General features: G+C 64.4%; 17 protein-coding genes. 16 read left to right on the forward strand and 1 reads right to left on the reverse strand.

From position 1 onward, the window contains the following. Positions 1 to 169: 169 nt before the first annotated feature. Positions 170 to 868 carry a GntR family transcriptional regulator gene (locus ACLGL5_RS16890; protein ID WP_051726749.1) on the reverse strand — a complete coding sequence of 233 codons (699 nt, stop codon included), beginning with the start codon at positions 866 to 868 and terminating at the stop codon, positions 170 to 172. Between the two features lie 390 nt (positions 869 to 1,258). Here ACLGL5_RS16890 and ftsZ point away from each other — a divergent pair, with 390 nt between their 5' ends. From ftsZ to ACLGL5_RS16970, 16 genes are all read left to right on the forward strand, one after another. Continuing rightward, positions 1,259 to 2,296, forward strand: a complete 1,038-nt coding sequence (gene ftsZ / locus ACLGL5_RS16895; protein WP_019856808.1) for a cell division protein FtsZ — start codon at positions 1,259 to 1,261, stop codon at positions 2,294 to 2,296. A gap of 180 nt (positions 2,297 to 2,476) precedes the next feature. After that, positions 2,477 to 3,520, forward strand: a complete 1,044-nt coding sequence (locus ACLGL5_RS16900; RefSeq protein ID WP_069091607.1) for a substrate-binding domain-containing protein — start codon at positions 2,477 to 2,479, stop codon at positions 3,518 to 3,520. Between the two features lie 35 nt (positions 3,521 to 3,555). Next, positions 3,556 to 4,827, forward strand: a complete 1,272-nt coding sequence (locus ACLGL5_RS16905) for an ABC transporter substrate-binding protein (RefSeq protein ID WP_069091608.1) — start codon at positions 3,556 to 3,558, stop codon at positions 4,825 to 4,827. A gap of 147 nt (positions 4,828 to 4,974) precedes the next feature. Continuing rightward, positions 4,975 to 5,820 (forward strand): carbohydrate ABC transporter permease, encoded by an 846-nt coding sequence (locus ACLGL5_RS16910; protein ID WP_019856811.1) that lies wholly within the window; start codon positions 4,975 to 4,977, stop codon positions 5,818 to 5,820. Positions 5,821 to 5,825: 5 nt separating this feature from the next. After that, entirely contained in the window at positions 5,826 to 6,662 is an 837-nt protein-coding gene (locus ACLGL5_RS16915) for a carbohydrate ABC transporter permease (RefSeq protein WP_441939092.1), read from the forward strand. 21 nt (positions 6,663 to 6,683) lie between these two features. Continuing rightward, positions 6,684 to 7,724, forward strand: a complete 1,041-nt coding sequence (locus ACLGL5_RS16920; protein WP_069091610.1) for an ABC transporter ATP-binding protein — start codon at positions 6,684 to 6,686, stop codon at positions 7,722 to 7,724. Positions 7,725 to 7,746: 22 nt separating this feature from the next. Next, the gene (locus ACLGL5_RS16925; RefSeq protein WP_069091611.1) at positions 7,747 to 9,027 is read left to right on the forward strand and encodes an MGH1-like glycoside hydrolase domain-containing protein; all 1,281 of its coding nucleotides are present in this window, start codon (positions 7,747 to 7,749) and stop codon (positions 9,025 to 9,027) included. Positions 9,028 to 9,150: 123 nt separating this feature from the next. Next, positions 9,151 to 10,536 carry an SWIM zinc finger family protein gene (locus tag ACLGL5_RS16930; RefSeq protein ID WP_244748247.1) on the forward strand — a complete coding sequence of 462 codons (1,386 nt, stop codon included), beginning with the start codon at positions 9,151 to 9,153 and terminating at the stop codon, positions 10,534 to 10,536. Next, entirely contained in the window at positions 10,533 to 11,972 is a 1,440-nt protein-coding gene (locus tag ACLGL5_RS16935; RefSeq protein WP_069091613.1) for a DUF5691 domain-containing protein, read from the forward strand. The genes ACLGL5_RS16930 and ACLGL5_RS16935 overlap by 4 nt, the downstream gene beginning before the upstream one ends. 19 nt (positions 11,973 to 11,991) lie before the next feature. Continuing rightward, the gene (locus ACLGL5_RS16940; RefSeq protein WP_038645231.1) at positions 11,992 to 13,071 is read left to right on the forward strand and encodes an ATP-binding protein; all 1,080 of its coding nucleotides are present in this window, start codon (positions 11,992 to 11,994) and stop codon (positions 13,069 to 13,071) included. Positions 13,072 to 13,075: 4 nt separating this feature from the next. Next, positions 13,076 to 15,319 (forward strand): DUF5682 family protein, encoded by a 2,244-nt coding sequence (locus tag ACLGL5_RS16945; RefSeq protein WP_069091614.1) that lies wholly within the window; start codon positions 13,076 to 13,078, stop codon positions 15,317 to 15,319. Beyond that, positions 15,312 to 16,547, forward strand: coding sequence for a VWA domain-containing protein (locus ACLGL5_RS16950; protein WP_069091615.1), 1,236 nt, complete (start codon positions 15,312 to 15,314; stop codon positions 16,545 to 16,547). The genes ACLGL5_RS16945 and ACLGL5_RS16950 overlap by 8 nt, the downstream gene beginning before the upstream one ends. A gap of 239 nt (positions 16,548 to 16,786) precedes the next feature. Next, positions 16,787 to 17,761, forward strand: coding sequence for a sugar-binding transcriptional regulator (locus tag ACLGL5_RS16955; protein ID WP_019856820.1), 975 nt, complete (start codon positions 16,787 to 16,789; stop codon positions 17,759 to 17,761). A 45-nt stretch (positions 17,762 to 17,806) separates the two neighbouring features. Further along, on the forward strand, positions 17,807 to 19,252 hold the full coding sequence (locus tag ACLGL5_RS16960) for an ABC transporter substrate-binding protein (protein WP_069091616.1): 1,446 nt from the start codon (positions 17,807 to 17,809) through the stop codon (positions 19,250 to 19,252). A 159-nt stretch (positions 19,253 to 19,411) separates the two neighbouring features. Continuing rightward, complete coding sequence (locus ACLGL5_RS16965) at positions 19,412 to 20,335, forward strand: carbohydrate ABC transporter permease (protein ID WP_027046585.1); 924 nt, start codon at positions 19,412 to 19,414, stop codon at positions 20,333 to 20,335. 9 nt (positions 20,336 to 20,344) lie between these two features. Beyond that, positions 20,345 to 21,202, forward strand: a complete 858-nt coding sequence (locus tag ACLGL5_RS16970) for a carbohydrate ABC transporter permease (protein WP_019856823.1) — start codon at positions 20,345 to 20,347, stop codon at positions 21,200 to 21,202. Position 21,203: the final 1 nt, after the last annotated feature.

The following is a 21,203-nucleotide window of genomic DNA, read 5'->3' on the forward strand; positions in this document are numbered from 1 at the left end:
TTTCAAGTCACTAGCTGGGATGTCGGGAGGCATTTCAAAACCAATTGCGCGATCTGCGATCGCAACATAGAGGCTAGGAAGCGGAAAGCCAAGGGGCATTCGGCATGCCGGCTTTGCCGCCGGGCAGGCCTGATCGGCCTTTGGGTCGAGCGACTATCACCCGGCGATCCTAGCGCCCGGCGCCCGGAAATCTGGCCTGGCGCAGGATGTGCGCCGCGCCTTCTTCGATGTCGCGCACGATGGCTGAGCGGGCGCGGGCGGCATCCTGCGCCTCGATCGCGGCGACGACTTCCTCATGATAGTCGATGTCGAGGATGGAGGAGAGATCGTCCTCGAACCCCATGGCGAGGTTCCTGAGGAAGGGGCCGACCTGCATCCACACGGTCTCGATCAGGAAGATCATCTGTTCGTTGCCGCAATGGCGATAGATCGAGAATTTGAAGGCGTAATTCTTCCTGAGATAATCGTCGATATCGCCCTCGCGCGCCGCCAGGGTCAATTCGCTGCTGTGGCGCCGGATCGCCCGCAGATTGTTGCCGTTGATGCGCTTTGTCGCGAGCTCGGTCGCCGAGCCTTCCAGGATCGTGCGCACGGCGGTCAATTGCGAAAACCGTTCGGCCGAAATGACAGGCACCTCGACGCTGCCGTTCGGCATCGGGCTCAGCGCCCGCAATGCCTGCAGCCGCATGAAAGCGCTGCGCACCGGCATGTCGCTGGTGCCGAGTTCCTTGGCGAGCCTGCGTGATGTCAGCTTCTGGCCCGGCGTGAACTGGCCGGACATCAGCGCCCGCACAAGCTCCAGATAGACCTTCTCATGCAGGGGTACGCTGTCGATGGCGCTCAACCCGAATTGTGTTCTGTCGGCCATTGGCGGGGGCGCTACTTCATTCGTTCTGAAATCTGGCCTGACGACGGCAGCCGCAGGTGATCCTGATTGGCCGAGCACGGCGGGCGCCGAAGTCAGCGATATATCGGCGCATGATAGACGCCTCAATCGTTACGCGGCAAGCCGTTAGCAATGCGGCCAAGGGCAGGTCGCGCGGCACGATTCCGGCGCACGCGGTAGCCGCGTAGCGGTTTGCAATATCGCGATCACAAATCTTGACCTTGCGCGCACTTGCACGTCCGGCCGCTCTCTGGCTTTTTGGGGCACCCATCCGAACGGACTGATTCGCGTCATGCCGCTCGATTGCAATGTCTTGCAGACAGTCTGCTCGTGGGTCGTGAAGCGCGCGCAATTGGCGAAGGAGAAGCAGGCATGGCCGAGTTCAAGAAGCCGGAAATCTCCGAGATGAGGCCCAAGATCACCGTTATCGGTGTCGGCGGCGGCGGCGGCAACGCCATCAACAACATGATCGCGGAGCAGCTTCAGGGAACCGAATTCATTGCCGCCAACACCGATGCCCAGGCGCTGACCATGTCGAAGGCGACGCGGCTGATCCAGCTTGGCGCGCACGTCACCGAAGGCCTTGGTGCCGGATCGCTGCCTGAGATCGGCCGTGCCGCCGCCGAGGAATCGCTCGACGAGATCATGGATCATCTGGCCGGCACGCATATGTGCTTCGTCACCGCCGGCATGGGCGGCGGCACCGGAACCGGCGCTGCCCCGGTCATTGCCCAGGCGGCACGCAAGGCCGGCATACTGACGGTGGGTGTCGTTACCAAGCCCTTCACCTTCGAGGGCCGGCGCCGCATGCAGATGGCCGAGGAGGGCATCGAGCGGCTGCGCGAAGCCGCCGACACGGTGATCGTCATCCCGAACCAGAACCTGTTCCGCATCGCCGATGCCAAGACCACCTTCGCCGACGCGTTCGTCATCGCCGACCGGGTGCTTTATTCCGGCGTCAGCTGCATCACCGATCTCATCGTCAAGGAAGGTCTGATCAATCTCGATTTTGCCGACGTCAAATCGGTCATGCGCGGCATGGGCCGCGCCATGATGGGAACCGGCGAGGCGTCGGGCGAAAGCCGGGCGATGAAAGCGGCTGAAGCCGCGATCGCCAACCCGCTGCTCGACGAAGTGTCGATGAAGGGCGCCAAGGGCGTGCTGGTCTCGATATCGGGCGGCCGCGACATGACCCTGTTCGAGGTCGACGAGGCCGCCACCCGCATCCGCGAGGAGGTCTACGAGGATGCCGACATCATCGTCGGCGCTATCTTCGACAAGAGCATGGAAGGCCGCTTCAGGGTCTCGGTGGTGGCGACGGGTCTCGACCGTGCGCTCGGCGTGGGCGACGCCGATGCCGGCATCGCGCATGACCATTCCATGCCGTCCGCCGCAAGGATCTTGCAGTAGCTTTTTCTCTTCGAATTTAAGGGAGCCTCGGGCAGGCGGCCTGCGGAATGACGCAGGCGCGCTGCATTCGCTTGCGCTCCCCACTTTGGCCAAAACGGCCATTCCCGACCGAAGTTTAAAACGTTTGCATTTTTGCAAAAGGCAATTACAAACGTTTCAAACTCGCCTGAGGGAGGATCGATGACCACCCGCGTCATCACGCTGAAGGAGCTTGCGGCAAGCCTCGACCTGTCGATCACGACGGTTTCGCGGGCGCTTGCCGGCCATGAGCAGATTGCGCTGAAGACGCGTGAGCGCGTCGCGCAGGCGGCGCGCCAGGCCGGCTATGTGCCCAACACCGCAGCGCGCACGCTTGTCTCGGGCCGCAGCGGCTTCGTCGGCCTCGTCCTGCCGATACGCGGCCCCAATCTCGTCGATTCCTTCCTCGGCGAATTCGTCACCGGGCTCGGCGAAGGGCTGGTGTCGCACGGCGCCGACCTGATCCTGGCCACGGCAGCGCTTGGCCATTCCGAGCTGTCGGTGCTGCGCCACGTCGTTGAATCCGGGCGCGCCGATGGCGTGGTCGTGACCCGCATCGCCGAGACCGACGAGCGCCTTGCCTATCTGCGCGAGCGTGGCTTTCCGTTCGTCGCGCACGGCCGGCTGCTCGACAGCGACTTTGACTACAACTGGCTCGACACGGATGGCGCGCACGCCTTCGGCGAAGCCTTCGACATGCTCTATGAGCTCGGCCATCGCCACTTCGGCCTGGTGACGATCTCGGAGGCGATGACCTTTCGCCATCTCAGGCAGGATGGCCTCGCCGCGGCCATCGCCCGGCGGGGCGACCCCTCGGTGCGGCTCGACGTGGTCACGGCGCCGCGCTTCGACCAGCAGGCGCGCATCGAGGCCGTCAACCGGATGTTGCGGGGCCCCGACAGGCCGACGGCCATCGTCGCTCTGTTCGACGAACTGGCGTTGACCGTGATGGAGGAGGCTGCCCGCGCTGGTTTCAGCGTGCCGCGCGAGCTCTCCGTCATCGGCTTCGACAACATTGCGGCGTCGGCCTATGCGCCGCCGGGCCTGACCACTTTCGACGCGTCGATCCGGCAATGCGCGCGCGAGATCGCCGACATGCTGCTCACTGTCATCGCCGAAAAACCCGGCAAGCCGCTGACGCGGCTGATCCGGCCGACGCTGGTTGCGCGGGCAAGCCATGGACCCGCACCGCAGACAAGAAGCTGACGCCGCCTGACGGCGCATATCCAGGGAGGAAGACCATGATGAAAGCGTTGAAGACACTGACCGGCGCCGCGCTGGCGTTATCGACCGCTTCGGGCGGCGCGCAAGCCCAGCAGGTGCTGTTCTGGTCGACGCAGGCGCGGCCGGTCGAGGAAACCCAGAAGATGCGCGACGAGGTGCTGAAGGGTTTCGACGGTCCCGTCGACTATCAGGTCGCCGAGGACGGTCCCTGGCTCACCCGCCTGCAGGCGGAATTGCAGGCCGGCTCCGGCACCATCGGCCTGCTTGGCGGCCTGCACGGCGATTTCTCCACCGTCGGCGCCAACCTTGTCGACCTGTCGGCTGTCGATGTCGGCGGGGTCAAGGTCAACGAGGCCTACAAGAAACTCGGCATGCTCGGCACCGGCGAACAGAAATATATGCCCTGGATGCAGGCCACCTATCTGATGGCCGCCAACAAGCAGGCGCTGCAATATCTGCCGGCGGGCACCGATCTCAACACCATCACCTATGACCAGCTGATCGAATGGTCGAAGAATATCGCCGAAAAGACCGGGTCGCCGAAATTCGGCTTTCCGGCCGGCCCCAAGGGGCTGAAGCATCGCTTCTTCGAGGGCTTTCTCTATCCGTCCTACACCGGTTCGATGGTCACGAAATTCCGTTCGGCCGAGGCCGAGACGGCGTGGAACAAGTTCAAGGAATTGTGGCAGTACACCAACCCGAACTCGACCAATTACGCCTTCATGCAGGAGCCGCTGCTCTCGGGCGAAGTCTGGGTGGCGTTCGACCATGTCGCGCGGCTCGCCGACGCCTTCAACAAGAAGCCCGACGACTTCGTCGCCTTCCCGGCGCCGGCCGGGCCTGCCGGTCGCGGCTTCATGCCGGTCGTGGCCGGCGTCGCCATTCCGAAGACCGCGCCGGACATGGACAAGGCCAAGGCGCTGGTTGCCTATATGCTGAAGCCTGAAACCCAGATCGCCACGCTCAAGGCGACCAATTTCTTTCCGGTCGTCGACGTCAAGCTGCCCGACGACATGCCGGCCTCGGTGAAGGCGTTCGGCCCGGCGATCGCCACCATGACCGCTGCACCCGACGCGCTGCCGGCGCTGCTGCCGATGGGGCTCGGGGACCTCGGCGGCAAGTTCAACCAGGTCTACACCGACAGCTTCGAGCGCATCGTACTCGGCGGCGAAGATGTCCATGGCGTGCTCGGCGAAGAAGCAGCGGCGCTCAAGGCGATCATCGACCAGTCGAAGGCGCCGTGCTGGGCGCCCGACAAGCCATCCGCCGGCGCTTGCCCGGTCGATTAGACCATGATCCCGAAAAGTGGAAATCGGTTTTCGGAAAAGATCATGGTCAAACAAAAGTAGGAATCCTCCCGAGGGGGCGCCCGGAGTTTGTTGCACTCCGGGCGCCCAGACTGCAGCACTCGACCGCAGCACGCGAAGGACACCACCATGCACGGCAAGGCTCTGCCCTATCTGCTGCTGATGCCGGCGACCTTGTTCCTGTGCATCTTCTTCCTCTACCCGTTCGCGCTGGTCGCCTTCGAGGCGGTGAGCCGCGACGGCGCCTTCACCCTCGACAATTTCCGCACCATGGCCGGCAGCTGGAAATTCCCAGTCACCGTCCGCAATACGCTGCTGCTGGCGGCCATCGTCGTGCCGATCCAGCTGGTCATGGCGTTGCTGATGGCGAGCGTGGTGTCGCGGCTGGAGACCGGGCGCAGCGCGGCCCTCTATGTCTTTGCAATTCCGCTCGGCATTTCCGATCTCGCCGCCGGCCTGATCTGGCTCGCCATCTTCGATCAGTCCGGCTTCCTCAACACGCTGCTTTCCAGCCTGGGCGTCGTCGACAGGCCGGTCATGTTCCTCGGCTACCAGAGCAAGCTGACCATCTTCATCGCCGTGGCGCTGGCGGAGATCTGGCGGGCCACGGCAATCATGATGGTCATCCTTGTTGCCGGCATGGGCCTGATCCCCAAGGAATATTACGAGGCGGCCGAGGTGTTCGGGGCAAGCCCGTGGCAGCGCTTCCGGCGTATCACGCTGCCATTGCTGCGCCCCAGCCTGCAGACGGCGATCATACTGCGCGTCATCCTCGCCTTCGAGGTTTTCGCCGTCGTCGCAGCCCTTGGCGGCACCAATCTGCCGGTGCTGATGGGCGAGACCTACAACTGGCAATTCACGCTGCAGGACCGCAATGTCGCCGCCGCCTCGGCGCTGCTCATCCTCGCCATCTCGATCGGCTTCACGCTGTTTTTCCTCAGGGTGCTGCGTGTGCCCAAGGAAGCACGGATATGAACGCCATCACCGAATCGCCGGTTGCGGCGACAGCCGACGCACGCAAGGCCGGCGACTGGCTGCTGGTCGCCACCGCCATCCTGCTTTGCGTCTGGGTGCTGCTGCCGATCTATCTCTTGATCGTCAACGCGCTGTCGTCGCCCGACCAGGTGACGGCTTTCCCGAAGCGCTTCTTCCCGTCCTTCGATCTCGGCAGCCTCTCGTTCTTCATCAATTTCGCCGGCGTCGCCCGAGCGCTGTGGAACTCGGTGCTCGTCGCCACGCTGACGATGATCCTGGCCATCGGCTTCGGCGCGCCGGCTGGTTATGCGCTGTCGCGCTTCGATTTTCCGGGAAAGAGCGCGTTCCGCTTCCTGGTGCTGATGACCCGCGCCTTCCCGCTGCCGCTTCTGGCGCTGCCGCTGGCGGTGATGTTCATCCGCACTGGCCTCGACGACACCGCCATCGGGCTGGCGCTGGTGCACACCACGCTGGCGCTGCCGTTCGCCGTACTGATCACCTTCTCGCTGTTTTCCGGCATTCCCGTCGAGCTCGAGGAGGCTGCCTGGACGCTCGGCTGCACGCGCTGGCAGGCGTTCCGCAAGGTGATCCTGCCGCTGGCGCTGCCCGGCATCGCCGCCTCGGCGGTGTTTGCCTTCACCATCTCCTGGAACGAGGTATTCGCGGCCGCCGTGCTGACCATCGAAAACCGCACGCTGACCGCCTTCCTTTTGCAGAGCCTTGGTGAATCGCCGGTCTATCTCAAATTCGCCGGCGGCGCGGCGCTGGTCGTGCCGGCGCTGATCTTCATCTTCGCCGTCCGCAAATACCTTTTCGCCATGTGGGGGATCGCCAACCGATGACGCGTTATACGGAGACGGCCCATGGCTGAAATCGCAATCAAGGGCGTGGCCAAGCGCTTCGGCGGCTTCACAGCGCTGCATCAGGTCGACCTCACAATATCAGACCAGGAATTCGTGGTGCTGCTCGGCGCCTCGGGCTGCGGCAAGACCACGCTGCTGAGGATCGTCGCCGGGCTGGAGAGGTCGAGCCAGGGCGAGGTCTGGATCGGCGGCCGCCGTGTCGACCATCTGCCGCCGCGCGAGCGCGGCATCGCCATGGTGTTCCAGAGCTATGCCGTCTTTCCGCATCTGACCGTGTTCGAGAACATCGCCTTCGGCCTGCGCATGAAGAAATTGCCGCAGCAGGAGGTCGAGCGCCGCGTCAACCGCACCGCCGAGCTCATGCATATCGAGCAGTTGCTGAAGCGCTATTCCGGCCAATTGTCCGGCGGCCAGCGCCAGCGTGTCGCGGTCGCACGCGCGCTCGCCATGGAGCCCGACGTCATCCTGATGGACGAGCCGCTGTCGAACCTAGACGCGCTGCTGCGGCTGGAAATGCGCGCCGAGCTCAAGGGCGTGCTCGCCGCGTCGAAGACCACCACCATCTATGTCACCCACGACCAGGTCGAGGCGATGAGCCTTGCCGACCGCATCGCCGTCATGCATCAGGGCCGCATCGTCCAGGCGGCCTCACCGGTCGAGGTATACCGCAATCCGGCCGCGCGTTTCGTCGGTTCCTTCATCGGCAATCCGCCGATGAATTTTATCCCGGCGACCAAGGCCGCGAACGGCAGTTGGACCGTTGCCGGGCTGACGCTGCCAGGTCCCAGATCAGGCAAGCAGAAGCTCGAATTCGCCATCCGTCCCGAGGATGTCGACGCGGGCGGCGAGGGCTTGCACGCCACCGTGCGCGTCATCGAGCCGCTCGGGCCGCACACGCTGGTCACCTGCGATGTCGAGGGCGGCCTGTTCCGCGCCATCCTGGACTCCAACGCCAGCGTCCAGGTCGGCGATCACCTGCGCCTGGCGCCCAAACCCGACCGCATCCGCTGGTTCGATCCTGCAACCACCAATGCCCTTTGACATCGAAAGCCCACGAGCATCCATGACTGCTTCCGCCACCAGTGACATCATCGCCCGCGCCGTCGAGGTGCTGAAAGAGAACGACCAGGGCGCCTACACCGTCCCGACAAAGGGTCTCTACCCCTTCCAGTGGAACTGGGATTCCTGCCTGACCGCGCTCGGCCTTGCCCACTACGACGAGGCGCGCGCCTGGACCGAAATGGAGACCTTGTTCGCGCATCAGTGGCCGGACGGCATGGTGCCGCACATCGTCTTTCATGTCTGGAACGACGGCTATTTTCCCGGCCCCGAGGTCTGGCGGACTGGCCGTCCGACAGCGACGTCCGGCATCACCCAGCCGGCGGTCGCCGGCTTTGCCGCGCGCCGCCTGTTCGACCGGGCGAACGACAAGAAACTGGCTGCGGAGCGAGCTCGCGCATTGCTGCCGAAAATCGATGCCTGGCACCGCTGGTTCTATGAGAACCGCGATCCCAAGGGAGAGGGGCTGGTCGCTATCATCCATCCCTGGGAGTCCGGCCGCGACAATTCCATCGACTGGGACGATGCCTTCGAGCGCGTGCCGACCGAAGGCGTCGAGCCCTACACCCGCCGCGACACCTTGCACGCCGATCCGGCGCATCGGCCAACGCGCGAGCAGTATGACCGCTACATCTGGCTGGTTCAGCATTTTCGCGGACTCGGTTGGGACAATGCCAGGCTGCATGTCGCCTCGCCCTTCCAGGTCGTCGATCCCGGCTTCAACGCCATCCTGATCCGCGCCGCGGCCGATCTTGCCGATCTCGCCGAGGAACTGGGCGAAACCGAAATTGCCGCCGCCAACCGCGCCCGCGCGCAAAAGGGCCTGGCGGCCATGGAGCGGCTGTGGAGCGAGGCGCGTGGCCAATACGTCTGCCTCGACCGCGTCACCGGCGCTTTGATCGATAGCGCGTCGGTGGGCGGCCTCCTGCCGGCCTTCGCGGCCATCCCCAAGCCTCGTGCCGCCGCAATCGCCGCAACCGTCGAACGCCTTGCCGGCAAGGCACGCTATGTCGTGCCGTCGCATGATCCCGGCGATCCGCTCTTCGACGCCAAGCGCTATTGGCGCGGCCCGGTCTGGCTGGTGGTCAACTACATGATATCAGATGGCCTAGCCGCCGCCGGCCACGGTAAGGTCGCGCAACGCATCACCCAGTCCAGCCTGGATCTGATCCGGGAAAGCGGTTTTGCCGAATATTACGACCCTCTCACCGGCGAGCCGCTTGGCGGCGGCCGCTTCACCTGGACGGCGGCAATGGTGATAGAGTTTCTGCGCAACGCCAGTTGAGTGCTTGCAGCCCGCTGTATCGACCTCTATCCCTCTGCTGCTACAAGAATCCGTCATATCGGGCCATCTATACTGGCGACCGGAATTCGTTCGAGCGACGAGAGGCGCGGCTTGGAATTTGACTTGAAAACCATCGAAGCGCTCGCGCCCGACCAGGCGTCGTTGAGCGCGGCGTCCAAGTTGACCAAGCAATCGAACTGGCCACGGCTCGAAAAGAACGAAGAACTGGCGCTTATCTGGGGCGAATGCCAGGGCTCCGGCTCCAACCCCTATCGCGTCGTCGTCGACACCAGCGACCACGGCTACAAATGCACCTGTCCGTCGCGGAAATTTCCCTGCAAGCACACTTTGGCGCTGATGTGGATCGCCGCCACCGCGCCAGCGAGTTTCGCCGCCGCCGGCTCGACGCCGGAATGGGTGAACGATTGGCTCGGCCGTCGCAGGAAGACCACATCGCCGCCGGTTGCACCGACGCCCGGCGCGGCAGGCAAGAGCATCGGCGAGGCCTCGCTTAACGACGAAGGCGCCGCTGTCGAGGACGCAGCCGCGATCGAACGCCGGGAGACGGCGCAGCGCAAGCGCGCCGAGGATACGCGGTCCTCGGTCTCGGCGGCTTTGGACGAACTCGATCAATGGATATCGGATCAGCTACGGCTTGGTCTTGTAGGCTTTGTCGACAACAGCAGTGATCGGTGCCGCCGCATTGCGGCGCGGCTGGTCGACATGAAGGCGACGGCGCTTGCTGGCCGCATCGATGAGATTCCGTCCCGGCTGATGGGTCTGCGCAGCGAGGAACGGCCAGACGCCGCAATCCGCGAACTCGGCAAGCTCGTGCTGCTGGCCAAGGCCTGGCGACAGGCACCTGACGACGCCGAACTGAGGCGGCTGGTGTCCACTTCCGAAAGCCGCGAGCAGGTGCTCGCCAATCCCGACGCGATCCAGGTCGAAAGCCTCTGGGAGGTGCTCGGCGAAAAGATCGAGACGCGCCGTGACGGCCTTGTCAGTCATTCGACCTGGCTGCTCGACCTGAAGAGCGCCGCCCCGCGATTTGCTCTCCTGCTCGACTATTTCCCGGCCTCGGCCGGTCGCCGGTCTAACGCCTTCACGCCGGGCGATCGCTTCGATGCAACGCTCGTCTTTTATCCCGCGCGCCAGCTCTTGCGGGCGCTGGTTGCGGAGCGCAGGGGCGACGTCACGTCAGGGCAATGGCCGGATTTCGGCTTGGGCGCAGCCGATCCGCTCGCGGCCCATGTCGCTCACCAGGACACGGCCCCCTGGCTCACCGATTGCCCTGTCCTGTTGCCCCCCGGCGCGATCCTGCTGGACGATCGGGGGGACGCCTGGTGGCAATCCACTGACGATCCGCACGGCATCGCCTTGCCGATCGCCGATACCATCAGTCCCACGCTGCTTGGTCTCGACCTAGCGGCAACGGCAGCGGTTTGGAGCGGCGGCCGGCTTCATCTTCTGGCGGCGCAAAGCGGCTTCGGGAGGCTTGATCTGTCGTGAACGAGATCGAGCAGACAGGCCTTGCGACCATGCGCGATTGCTGGATCACCGGCGGAACGAGCTTTGAGCTGGCTCCGGCCACTTGGAAGGAGTTCGTCGCCGGTGCCAGCCCCGACGAGCGTGAGCGCCGATTGCTGGCGATCGCCGCACAAGCCCTCGAAATCGCCTTGCGGCCGGCCGCGCCGAAGACGCTGAAGCGTCGCCCGCCGCTGCCTGAACTCGCCTTGCCGATGCTGCCGGGGCGGCTGCGGCCGTTGTTGCGGGCGGCGCTGAAACACGCCGACGACGCAAGGGGCAAGTCGCGCGTGGTGGCCCTCGTCGCCAGCCGCGGGTTCGTGCTGCATCCGATGGACTGGATGCCGGCCGCGTCGGATCAGACCAGTCCGGATGTCTATGCACCCTGGATCGACTGGCAGGCGGGCGTCGACGGCGAAAAACGCACGAGCCGGGAGCAACTGACGGCTGAGAATTGGGACGAATTCTATCCCGCCGCGCGCCGCAGTGCGCTGGCCGACATGCGCCGCACAGCACCCGCTGTGGCCCGGCAACTGATCGAGACCAAGGGATCAAGCGAACCAGCCGAGATCAGGCTTGTGCTCATTGCGCTCATGCATTTCGGCCTGGGCGCCGGTGACGTGCCGTTCCTGAAAAGCCTGTCCGCCGACCGCTCCGGCAAGGTGCGCGAATTGGCCGGCCGGATACTGGCGCGGTTGGGCGAGCATGGCCAGCCAGGCGATGGCGGGCCGGGAGATCCAACAGCCGAACTCGCCGCCTTCATCACGGAAGGCAAATCCGGCTTCATCCGCCGCCGCACCACCTACGCGCCGGCGAAGCTGAAATCCCCGGCGCAGGAGCGGCGCCGCGCCGAACTGTTCGAGACCTGGAACCTGATCGACCTCGCAGCGCGCTTCGGCGTCACCGAAGCCGACTTCATAGGCGCGTGGCAGTTCGGCGCCGACAACAATGTCGATATCCTAGTCTCCCGCATGGTCGCCGCGTCGGGCAGCGACGCTGCGGTCGCGCGCATGGCCGACACGCTTGCCGCCGAGGGCGGCAAGCCGGCGCTTTTCGCCCTGCATTTGATGCCGCGCCTGGACAGTCGCAGGCAGCGGGACCTGATCAGGCTGATCTTGAAGGACACGTATTATCTCGGTGCGCTCAGCCTGGCCGAGGGCGTCGAGGCAGGCTGGCTGGACTGGGCCGACCTGACCAACGGCAAGACGCTGCCGGCACTGTGCGCTGCCGTCGCGGGAAACGATGAGGCCGCAAAGCGCGGCGCCGACCAGCTTCTGGAAACGCTGGGCTTTCTCGCCACCGCCGCGGCGTCGGAAAGATTGATCGGCGATGTCGTCACGGCCGGCATGGCGCCGGCAGCACCTTCTCTTGGTCTTCTGCGCCTCAACGCATCCCTGGCAGGGCCTTCAACCGACACATGATCAATCCGGAGAACAGCAAATGAACGCAGCCATCCGTCTTCCGGTCGAGCAGGCCTACGCCGCCGAATTGCAGGCGCTCGCGCGCAACGACGACCGGCAAAGGCCCGCCGGCTGGAGCCTGTCGCCAAAGGCGGTGCTGACTTACCTGCTTGGCGGAAAGGCTGACGACGGCACGCTGATAACGCCCAAATATGTTGGCCGCCGCCGGTTGATGGAAACCGCCGTGGCGACGCTTGCCACCGACCGCGCATTGTTGCTGCTTGGTGTTCCCGGGACCGCCAAATCCTGGGTGTCGGAGCATCTCGCCGCAGCCATCATGGGCGACTCGACGCTGATCGTGCAGTGCACGGCCGGCACCGACGAGAACCAGATCCGCTATGGTTGGAATTATGCGCAGCTTCTGGCCAAGGGTCCAAGCCAGGAGGCGCTTGTGCCGACGCCGCTCTACCGCGCCATGCAGGACGGCAAGCTCTGCCGCCTCGAGGAACTGACGCGCATGGGTTCGGATGTGCAGGACACGCTGATCACCGTGCTGTCCGAAAAAATGATGCCGATCCCTGAACTCAACACCTCGATCTACGCGCAGCGCGGCTTCAACATCATCGCCACCGCCAACAACCGCGACAAGGGCGTCAACGAATTGTCCTCGGCGCTGAAGCGCCGCTTCAACGTCGTCGTGCTGCCCTTGCCCGAAGACATGGCGGAGGAGGTGGCGATCGTCTCCAAGCGCGTCGGCGAGATGGCCGGCGGTCTCGACCTGCCGGTGCCGAAGAATGTCGGCGAGGAGATTGCCCGCGTGCTGACCATTTTCCGCGAGTTGCGCTCCGGCGCGACGGCGGACGGGAAGGTGACGTTGAAGACGCCGTCCGGGTCGCTGTCCACGGCGGAGGCAATCGCCACCATGGTTGGCGGGCTCAGTCAGGCCGCTTGGTTCGACAGTGGCAAGCTCGGCGCCGAAGGCCTCGCTGCCAGCCTTGTCGGTGCGATCGTGAAGGATCCGGTGCAGGACAAGCTGGTGCTGGAGGAGTATCTGGAAACCGTGCTCAAGAAGCGGCCCGACTACGCCGGCTATTACACCGCCTTGAACGCCGCGATCTGACGTCATGGTGGACAGCGACGTTTCCTATTTCGGCATACGCCATCACGGGCCCGGCTCCGCCGCCAGCCTGGTGCAGGCGTTGCAGGAGTTGAAACCGGCCGCAGTACTGATCGAGGGGCCGGCCGACGCATCGGCGCTGCTGTCATTTCTCGCCCGCCCCGAAATGCAGCCGCCGGTGGCGTTGCTGTGCTATCCCGAAGACGATCCGGCCGCGACCAGCTTCTGGCCCTTTGCCGAGTTCTCGCCGGAGTATCAGGCCACGCTCTGGGCCTTCGCCAACAAAGCCACTGTCCGGTTCATCGATCTGCCGTCTTCGGCGCGGGTCGCACCGGTTGAGGCTGCGGAAAAAGCCGATGGAACGGAAGTCGCTGTCGAGGTTGAGATGGCGCCGCATCTGCGCGACCCGATCGGCACGCTGGCGCAGGCCGCGGGCTATGAGGATGGCGAAAGCTGGTGGGCCGACATCATCGAGCAGAACCCGCAGCCCGGCCCGATCTTCGCGGCGATCGCCGATGCGATGACGACGCTGCGCGAGGGCGAAGGTCCGCTTGCGGAATTCGAGGCGAAACGCGAAGCCCATATGCGGCTTGAAATCGCCGCCGCGCGCAAGGAATTCGACGGGCCGATCGCTGTCGTCTGCGGCGCTTTCCATGTGCCGGCACTGCAGGCGACGCGACCGCAGAAGGAGGACCAGGCCCTGCTCAAGGGGCTGGCCCGGCGCAAGAGCACGATGACCTGGGCGCCATGGACAGGCCCGCGCCTGGCGCTCGGTTTCGGTTACGGGGCCGGTGTCGTCGCGCCCGGTTGGTGCAAGCATCTGTGGCAGACGCGCGGCCGGCATGACGCGGCGACGCTGTGGCTCGCCATGATCGCGGCGGTGCTGCGGGCGAAGGGGCATATGGTCTCCACCGCCTCGCTGATCGAAGCCGAAAGGCTGGCACGCACGCTGGCTGCGATCCGCGAGCGGCCAAAGCCCGGCTTCGAGGAATTGCGTGACGCCGCGATCGCCGCTTTGTTCAACGGCGAAGCGGTGCTGTGGGCGCTGGTCGAAGCCGAGCTGCTTCTGGGCGCCGATGTCGGTGAAATTCCACCCCACACCCCGCTGGCGCCGCTGATCGAGGATCTGCAGCGCAACCAGAAGGCGGCGCGGCTGAAGCCGGAGGCGCTGGAGCGCGAATTGTCGGTCGACCTGCGCAGCGACAGCGGGCTGTTCCGGTCGACCTTGCTGCATCGCTTGAACGTGCTTGGCGTGCACTGGGGCAAACTCACCGACAGCGGCCGCAGCCGCGGCACGTTTCGCGAGCGCTGGACCATGTCATGGGAGCCGGAATATGCCGTTCGCCTGGTCGAGAACCTCGTCCATGGACCGACCATCGAAAAGGCCGCCAACGGCCGGTTAGTTCAGATGATCGGCGCCACGACATCGCTCGACGCGCTGGCGGCGCTGGTTCAGGGCGCCATTACGGCCAATTTATCGGAGGCTTCGACCGCCGGCCTGGCGGCACTGGAGGAACGCGCGGCGCGCAGCAGCGAATGCCTGGAAATCCTGGCGTCGGTGCCGCCGCTCGCCGACATCATCCGCTATGGTGAAGCCCGCAAGACAGAAACAGCACGCTTGTCCGGCCTGCTGGAGCGGCTGATCATCGAAGGCGGCATCGCGCTCGCCTATGCCGCTCGCGACCTCGATGCCCAGGCTTCGACGGCCCTGGTCGGCGCCATGCGCAAGGCTCATGAGGCGATCAAGCTCGTCGAACCGGCACAGGACGTTCTGAACGCCTGGCGCAACGGACTGGCGACCGTGCTCGACGGATCTCGATCGACGGCGCTGGTCGCGGGGTGTGCCGCGCACCTGCTTTACGAAGCCGGCCATCTGTCCGCCGAAGCCGCGGCCGGCCTGATCGAGCGGCGCCTCTCTCCGGGCACGCCGGTCACTGAGGCCGCGGGCTTCTTCGAGGGTTTTTTCAGCACTGCTGGTCAGAGGTTGATCTATGATGAAAGCCTGCGCGGGGCGGTCGATGCCTGGCTCAAATCCCTCGACGAAGACGCCTTCATCGCGCATCTGCCGCTGCTGCGCCGGGTGTTTTCGCATCTGGATTCGATGGAGCGGCGGCGGCTGATCGAAGCGGTGCTCGGTCGTATCAGACGCCTGCCAGTAGGGCTGACGCCGACGCCAAACGGCGATGAGGCCTGGCGCCGGCATCTGGAACGACTTGGACCTTTGCTGATGAGCGGGAACGGCAATGGATGAGGAAGTCGACATCGGCGAAACGGAGCCCTCGGGTGACGGCCGGGAGCGCCGCTGGCGCCTGGCGATCGGTGCCGACGATGAGAAATCGTCGGCGTTGTCAGACACCGACAAGCGACTGTCGGCGGCGCTCGATGCGCTCTACGGCGATGGCGCCGGCGATACGGTGGCCGATCCGCGCAAGCGGCGCGGCGGGCTCGGCCGCTCGGCGCCCCGGGTGGCGCAGTGGATGGGCGATATCAGGTCGTTCTTTCCCGCGCAGGTCGTGCAGATCGTCCAGAAGGATGCGTTCGAGCGGCTCAATCTGAAGCAGATGCTGATGGAGCCGGAATTCCTCAAGGCGATCGAGGCCGACGTCAATCTCGTCGCCGACCTGATTTCGCTGCGTTCGGTCATGCCGGCCAAGACCAAGGATATAGCGCGCACCATCATCGCCGATATCGTCGCCAAGCTGATGCAGCGGCTGGAACAGAAGACCGCCGAGGCGATCCGCGGCGCGCTCGACCGGTCGCAACGCGCCAATCGTCCACGCCAGCGCGACATCGACTGGCCGCGCACCATCTCGGCAAACCTTCGCCATTACCAGGCCGAGCACAAGACAATCGTGCCGGAGAAGCTGGTCGGCTTCATGCGAAAGCAGCGTAGACTGGTCGACCTGGACGAGGTGGTGCTGTGCGTCGACCAGTCCGGCTCGATGGCAAGTTCGGTGATCTACGCCTCGATATTCGCCGCCGTGATGGCTTCCTTGCCTGTGGTGCGGACCAAGCTCGTCTGCTTCGATACGGCGATCGTCGACCTGACCGAGGAACTCAGCGATCCCGTCGAGGTCCTGTTCGGCGTGCAGCTTGGCGGCGGCACCGACATCAACCAGGCCGTCGCCTATTGCGCCGACCGTATCGAGCGGCCGACCAAGTCGCATATGGTGCTGATCACCGACCTTTATGAGGGCGGCAACGGCCAGGAATTGCTGCAGCGGCTGGGGTCACTCGTTCGCTCCGGTGTCAATGTCGTGGTGCTTCTGGCGCTAACCGATCAGGGCAGGCCGGGCTATGACCCGAAGACGGCAGGCTCGGTGGCGGCACTGGGCATCCCGGTCTTCGCCTGCACGCCTGATCTGTTTCCCGACATGATGGCGGCGGCCTTGCGACGGGAAGATGTCGGCGTATGGGCGGCAGGCGCCGACATCAAGCTGGTCCGCGCCGAGGACGAGAGTTCGGCGGCCAACGCGTAAGCACGCGCTCGACCTGGCGCGATCAAAAAACGGCAATCCAGAACCTGGCTTGAACAGCTGGCGGTGCTGAACTGCACGCCGGATAGGGCCGCTCGTATCGCCATTCATCGGCATCGCCAGACAGAAGGCCAAAGCTCGTTTCGATCGCCATGCCGCGATTTCGCAAAAGGGGTCGCTTGACTCCGACCGCTCGTTGTGAAAAATTTTGCAGCAACTGATAAAAATATCATAGGGTGGAAATGGTAGGGTTCGGCAACGGCCTCCTGCGCGACGACGAAACCAGCATGGCGACGCGTGCCGCGTGGCTTCACTATGCCGGCGGCCTGACCCAGTCCGAGGTCGCCAAGCGGCTGGGGCTGACCAGCCTCAAGGCCCATCGCCTCATCACCAAGGCCAACCAGGAAGGGTTGGTGAAGGTCTATATCGACGGCGAAGTGTCGGAATGCGTCGAGCTCGAGGATGAACTGTCCCGCCGCTACGGCCTCGATTATTGCGAGGTGGTTCCGGACTTCGATTCCGAGGATCTGCCGCTCAAGGCGCTCGGCATTGCCGGCGCGCAGTTCCTCAAGCGCGAGATCGAGCGCGGCGAGGAAGCGCTGATCGGCGTCGGCCATGGCCGCACGCTTGCCGCCTGCGTCGAATATCTGCCGCGCACCTCGACCGACAAGATCCGCTTCGTCTCGCTGCTGGGCGGCCTGACGCGTAAATTCTCGGCCAATCCGCATGACGTCATTCACCGCCTGGCCGAACGCACCGGCGCCGAAGCCTATGTCATGCCGGTGCCGATGTTCGCCAACACGGCCGAGGACCGCACCGTCCTGCTCGGGCAGAAGGGCATCAGCGAGGTCTTCGATCTCGCGCGCTCCGCCGACCTGTTGTTCGCCGGCATTGGCACCGCTGAGCGCGAGGCGTCGCTGGTTGCCACCGGCATGATCGAAAAGGGCGAGATGGAGGAGATCCGCCGCAATGGCGGCGTCGGCGAATTGCTTGGCCATTTCTTCGACAAGGCCGGCAAGGCGGTGGCGACGACCGTTTCCAACCGGGCGCTGGCCTTGACGCGCGAGGACATTGCCAGCCGCCGGATCGTCGCCGTCGCCGGCGGCAAGATCAAGGTTCGCGCCATCAAGTCGGTGCTCGAAGGCCGCTATCTCAAGGGCCTGATAACAGACGAGCGGACGGCGCGATCGCTCGTGGAAGAGACGCCGGTCGGGTAGCCGGCAACGGTTCAGTTGAAACTACCCTGTGGAGGAGAAGACGAAATGCATGAGAAAGAGAAAGACCTGATTGATGCCTTCCTGCGCGGACAAGTCGACCGTCGCGGGCTGATCAAGGGCCTGGGTGCCATGGGCCTTGCCGCCGGCACCGCCGGCACGCTGCTCAATCTGGGGCAGACACGCGCGCTCGCCGCCGACTTCGACTGGCAGGCGCACAAGGGCAAGACCATCAAGCTCCTGCTCAACAAGCATCCCTATGCCGATGCGATGATCGCCGATCTCGAGAACTTCAAGAAGCTGACCGGCATGAACGTCGTCTATGACGTGTTCCCGGAAGACGTCTATTTCGACAAGGTCACGGCAGCCCTTTCGGCAAGCTCGCCCGAATATGATGCCTTCATGACCGGCGCCTACATGACCTGGACCTATGGCCCTGCCGGCTGGATCACCGACCTCAACGAATGGATCAAGGATCCGGCCAAGACCAACCCGAACTATGCCTGGGACGACTTCCTGCCCGGCGTCAAGAATTCCTGTGCCTGGAATGGCAAGCCCGGCGGCGCGCTGGGTTCGGATGATGCCAAGCAGTGGTGCATTCCGTGGGGCTTCGAACAGAACAACATCACCTACAACAAGGCGATGTTCGACAAGGCCGGCGTCGCCATTCCCGGCAACATGGATGAGATGGTCGCCGCGGCGGCCAAGCTCACCAAGGATGTCGGTGGCGGCGTCTACGGCATCGGCGTGCGTGGCTCGCGTTCCTGGGCGACGATCCATCCCGGCTTCCTGTCGGCCTACGCCAATTTTGACCAGAAGGACCTCAACGTTTCGGCAGACGGCAAATTGTCGGCCGCGATGAACACCGCCCAGTCCAAGGCTTTCCACAAGCAGTGGGTTCAGATGATCCAGGAGAGCGGCCCCAAGGACTGGTCGACCTACACCTGGTATCAGGTCGGCACCGATCTCGGCGCCGGCGCCTCGGCGATGATCTTCGACGCCGATATCCTCGGTTACTTCATGAATGGCGGCGACAACAAGATGGCCGGCAAGCTCGCCTTCGCAAGCTTCAAGGCCAACCCGGCAGCCAAGGCGGCGACACCCAACATCTGGATCTGGTCGCTGGCAATGTCCAATTTCTCGAAGGACAAGGACGCCACCTGGTATTTCATGCAATGGGCCTCCGGGCCGGAGCATGGGCTGTTCGGCGCGACCAAGATGGACTTCGTCAATCCCGTCCGCCAGTCGGTCTGGAAGGACGAGATGTTCCGCGAGAAGCTGAACAAGAGCTATCCCGGCTATGTCGAGATGTTCGACGCCTCCGCGCCCGGCGCCTCGATCAAGTTCACCGCGCAGCCGCTGTTCTTCGATCTCACCACCGAATGGGCGGCGACGCTGCAGAAGATGGTGGCCAAGGAGGTGCCGGTCGACGAAGGCCTCGACAAGCTCGCCGAAAGCATCAATGGCCAGCTCAAGGAAGCCGGCCTCGGCTAAGTCGCAACGAGGGCCGGCCTGCCTGGCGGGCTGGCCCTCGTCACACCTTTTCAAGCTTGCGATGCGGTGCCGGAAGGTGACCGCTATTTCGCCCGACCGGTCGCCTTGCTCCCTTGGGCGGCCGGCAGGGCGAAGCGACAGCAACAACGGAGCAGCTCGATGACTGCGGTGGTATCGCAAAGGCCCAAGCCATCCGGCTTCAGGATCAGCAAGAAGGTGCTGCCCTATGTGCTCAGCCTGCCGGCCTTGCTCGTCTGCATCGGCATCCTGATCCCGTTCCTGACCTCGGTGGTCTATTCCTTCCAGCGCTACCGGCTCAGCCAGCCTTGGGCGCGGCAGTTCAACTGGGGCGACAACTACATCTCCTTCTTCACCGATCCGAAATTCTGGAACACGCTCAAGGTGTCGCTGCTCTATGCCGGCACCACCGTCGTGCTGGAACTGCTTCTCGGCCTCGCCATCGCCTTGCTGCTACAGAAGCGCTCGACGCTGAACAATTTCATCTCGATCATGCTGTTGATGCCGCTGATGACGGCGCCCGCACTTGCCGCGCTGATGTGGAAGCTGATGACCAATCCCGGCTTCGGCGTCTTGAGCTATCTCGCCAGCCTCATCGGCCTGCAGGATTTCCGCTGGGCGTCGTCGCCGTCGACGGCGCTGTTCACGGTGGTGCTCGTCGACATCTGGGTCTACACGCCCTTTATCATGATCCTGCTGCTCGCCGGCCTGCGCAGCCTGCCGACGCAGCCCTTCGAAGCGGCGGCGCTCGATGGCGTGCCGCGAAGCTTCGTCTTCTTCCGCATCACGCTGCCGATGCTGACGCCCTACATCCTGACGGCGACGCTGTTTCGGCTGCTCGATTCCATCCAGCAGTTCGATATCATCTATGCCATGACACAAGGGGGGCCGGGCGACACGCTGACCGTCTTCCAGGTCGAGGCCTATCTCAACTTCTTCCAGTCGACCAATGTCGGCCGTTCGGCGGCACTGATGATCATCCTGTGGGCGATCACCTATTTCCTCTCCAACATCTTCATCAAGAACTGGCTGCGGCTGCGCGAACGCGCCCGTGGCCAGGCATAGGAGGCCGGGATGGAACATACCTCGCTTCTCGAGCGCATCCTGCGTGGCATAGCCCTGACGCTGGTCGTGATCTTCTTCATGTTCCCGATCGTCTGGATTTTCATGATGTCGTTCCAGACCAACGAGACGATCCTGCGCATCCCGCCGCAGCTGATCTTCGAGCCGACGCTCGCCAATTACACCGCGCTGATCACCGGCAAGCTGATGACCGCCGCCGGCACGCTCGACATCGCCTTCATGCGCAACCTCGGGAATTCGGTGTTCCTGTCGGTGACCTCAGTGGCGGTCTCGTTGCTGCTCGGCGTGCCGGCGGCCTACGCCTTCGCGCGCCACAAATTCCGCGGCTCGGAGGACATCGCCTTCACGCTGCTGTCGTTCAAATTCGCGCCGGCGCTTCTGGTGCTGTTGCCGCTCACCCTCTATTTCCAGAAGCTCGGGCTCGCCAACACCTATATCGGCCTGATCTGGGTCTACCAGCTGATCTGCCTGCCGCTGATCCTCTGGATCGTGCGCGGCTATTTCGAGGATATTCCGGCCGACATCGAATATGCCTACCGCATCGGCGGCCATTCCTGGTTCGCCACCTTCCGCAAGATCGCGCTCCCGCTCGCCGGTCCCGGCATCGCCGCCGCCGGCCTGCTCGCCTTCATCTTCGCCTGGAACAATTTCGTCTTCGCCCTGGTGCTGGCCTCGGCCGACAAGCAGCCGGTGACGGTCGGCGCGCTTGCCTTCATCACCTCCTCGGGCATCCAGTACGGCCAGATCTCGGCGGCCATCGTGCTCTCGATCACGCCGACGCTGGCGCTCGCCCTCTATGCGCAGCGCTATCTCGTCGAAGGCCTCTCGCTTGGCGCGGTGAAAGGATAGA

The organism is Mesorhizobium sp. U510 (assembly GCF_059180695.1).